The sequence below is a fragment of the Alteromonas sp. DY56-G5 genome, assembly GCF_041414725.1.
Lineage (GTDB): Bacteria > Pseudomonadota > Gammaproteobacteria > Enterobacterales > Alteromonadaceae > Alteromonas > Alteromonas macleodii.
The window spans coordinates 1-2,997 of record NZ_JANHZQ010000100.1 but is presented as its reverse complement, the minus strand read 5'-3'; the positions used below and the strand labels follow the sequence as shown (position 1 = coordinate 2,997).

General features: G+C 52.9%; 2 protein-coding genes. One reads left to right on the top strand and one right to left on the bottom strand.

What is annotated here, in order from left to right:
* The first annotated feature begins 456 nt into the window (after positions 1-456).
* Positions 457-1,362 (top strand): phytanoyl-CoA dioxygenase family protein, encoded by a 906-nt coding sequence (locus tag NO989_RS21620; protein WP_348701152.1) that lies wholly within the window; start codon positions 457-459, stop codon positions 1,360-1,362.
* Positions 1,363-1,505: 143 nt separating this feature from the next.
* On the opposite strand, the gene NO989_RS21615 is transcribed toward NO989_RS21620, so the two are convergent.
* Positions 1,506-2,522: an IS30-like element IS1394 family transposase gene (locus tag NO989_RS21615; protein WP_032728035.1), complete on the bottom strand. Its 1,017-nt coding sequence runs from the start codon at positions 2,520-2,522 to the stop codon at positions 1,506-1,508.
* Between the last annotated feature and the right edge of the window lie 475 nt (positions 2,523-2,997).

The window sequence follows — 2,997 nt, the reverse complement described above, 5'->3', positions numbered from 1 at the left end:
TGTGTATATGATTTTAATGTAAATCTACTGATCAATAGGGTGGGAAATTTATAGTCTCAAGGTCCGAAAAACGTACAGAGCAGCCCGAGAGGCCTGGCACAGAAGTTATAAGATCGGCCCTTACGCTGAAATTACTATCGATATAAATGATACTGATATCGATATCAACCACACCACGGCCGTTTTTACTTTTCACAGTATAAATCTTGCCTAGAGGTGCGCCTTGGTGGTGCAAAAAACTGCCGGTCTGCTTGTATTTGGTGCATAAGTTTTGGCGAATTAGTCTTGCCCTTGGGAAGCAATATGGGGTGCCGACTTGCCCAGGCAGTCTATTATCTACGGGCTAAAGTTCAATTTTGAAGGCGTTTTGCGGGTGTTTTGAAATGTGGCATTGTTTTTGCTTTTACACTAGCGAACGTTCGTAAGTAATAAACTCTGCTATCAACAGGAGCTAATATGTCGTTAATTCACCTTCCCTCTGGCGCGTCGGTCGAACAGGTAGTCGAATGCCTTACCGAGCATGGCTATTGCATCATTGATCAGGCTGTTTCTGAAGACGTCGTTGATGCCGTCAACCGCGAGATGGAGCCCTACGTGGGCACCACAGACGACGGCGTCAACAATGCACTAGGTAAGCAGACGCGTCGAAGCGGTGCGGTCATTGCTCGCTCCAAATCGTCTCACCAGATTGTGATGCACCCCACGGTCGTTGGCGCGACGCGTGCATTTCTGGGCCGCAATGCAACCAAGATTCAGCTGAACCTCACTCAGGTGATCTCCATCGGGCCGGGCAATAAGGAGCAATTTTTGCACCGTGATGAATTTGCTTGGGATTGGTACGACCATTTCCCGGAAGATTTTCAAACGGAGGTCAGCACCATTTGGGCGTTGGATGACTTTACCGAAGAAAATGGTGCTACCCGCGTAATTCCTGGTAGTCACAAGACCAAAGGTGTTGCAACGGAATACACCATCAAAGACACACTTGCGGCAGAAATGAAGAAGGGTTCTGTGCTGATTTACAGCGGCAAGACCATTCATGGTGGTGGCCCAAACCGTACCAATACCTGGCGCCGCGCATTGAACCTAGATTACTGCATTGGTTGGCTCCGCCAGGAAGAGAACCAATACTTGGTGGTTCCGCCTGAGCTGGCCAAGACCTTGCCGATAGACATGCAGCGCCTGATCGGCTACGACTTAGGTGCTGCTTCGTTGGGCTATGTTCGTGAATTCGAAGACCCGTTGGTGTCGCTGTACCCAGAAGAAAAGGGCGATCCGAAAATTTTCATGACGCTGCTTGAAGAGGCGACTAAGTTTTCTGATAACGCCAAAGGTGTATTCAACTTCGTCAATAATCAATAGGTTCGGTGACCTCGGCGAGTTGTGAAGTCGGGGAGGGGCGATGCGCGGTCACACCTCCCCAGTCGTTTGTAAATAATTGGATGGGCGAGAGAAACGTTATGACTCAATATCATGGGCGGTTGCAGAAGCTGAGTGCAACACGGTTACTGGATTGAAGCAGGTGCATCATGCTGCAACGCCACTACTTCTGTCATGACCTCAATCGGGCATTTCCAATTGAAGCGCTTGCGCGGTCGGATGTTCAGTTCGTAGGCAATGGCATCCAACTGCTCCTGGCTGTACACCGACAAGTCCGTGCCCTTGGGCAGGTACTGGCGGATCAGGCCGTTGATGTTCTCGTTGCTGCCGCGCTGCCAGGGGCTGTGTGGGTCGCAGAAGTAGATCGCCACACCGGTCTTCTGGGTGATTTCCGCGTGCCGCGCCATCTCTCGCCCCTGGTCGTAGGTCATGCTCTTGCGTACAGCCAGCGGCATGCGGTTCAGCGCCGCGCTGAAGCCCTCCACCGCCGAGGTCGCCGTCGCATCGTTCATCTTCGCCAGGATCAGGTAGCCGCTGGTGCGCTCGACCAGGGTGGCTACCGCCGAGGCGTTGGCCTTGCCCTTGATCAGATCGCCCTCCCAGTGACCGGGCATCAGGCGGTCTTCGATCTCCGGTGGGCGTACGTGGATGCTGACCATGTCGGGGATCTGGCCACGTCGATCCACCCCGCCGGAGCGCGGCCGGCGGGTAGTCTTGCCCTGCCGCAGACAGATGATCAGCTCCTTGCGCAGCTCGCCGACCGGCAGGGCATAGATCGCGTTGTAGATTGTCTCGCGGCAGACGTAGGCGTCTTCGAAGCTTGGGGATTTCATGGTTCGCAGCTTGCCGGCAATCTGCTCGGGAGAAAAGCGCTGTCGCAGCAGGTGGGCGACCAGCTCGAACAACTCGTTGCCGGGCACCAGCCGTTTTGCGGGTCGACAGACCACGCGGCGTGTATGCATCAAGCGCTGGGCATCGTCTGCAACGTACTCGCCTTGAGCATTCCGGTTGCGCCGGATCTCACGGCTGACCGTCGAGGGGCTGCGGTTCATCAGCCGGGCAAGCCTGCGCTGGCTGAAGCCATTGCACAGGCCGATCTGGATCGTGACGCGCTCTGTGGCGCTGAGTTCGTGATAGGACATGGGGCAACACCTTACCGAAATGGTCGGGTGTTGCACTCAGTTTTTGCGGCCGCCCACTTATTCTAGAATGGAGAGCCGATTCAACTATAACACCAGGGAACCTGAATACAGACAGGTAATTAAGACCGACTTTATTTACACCTACACTTACAAATGCAAAGATTGCAAACACACTTGGACCAATTTAAAGACCGAAACCAAATCAGGGAACTAGCGGCGATAGAGTCACGTTACAATTTAAGCAAGATCGGACTTGAGCTCTTCAATTAGTGCCATTCCAGACCATATGAAATACAAGAAGACCACCCCAAAAAGCCCGGGATTAACCGGGCCTCACGAACTGTGCTGCAACAGCCTACTCAATGCTCATTGCACTCATACACAAAAACATTATCTCGGAGAGTATAAGAAATATTAACGCTATGTACTACCCACTGTGTCAGCTGTATTTAAGGCCAGTTGCACGTGTGTCAAA

Excerpts from the sequence above, each read along its gene's own strand:
- NO989_RS21620 (WP_348701152.1), top strand. The coding sequence starts at position 457 with ATGTCGTTAATTCACCTTCCCTCTGGCGCGTCGGTCGAACAGGTAGTC.
- NO989_RS21615 (WP_032728035.1), bottom strand. The coding sequence starts at position 2,522 with ATGTCCTATCACGAACTCAGCGCCACAGAGCGCGTCACGATCCAGATC.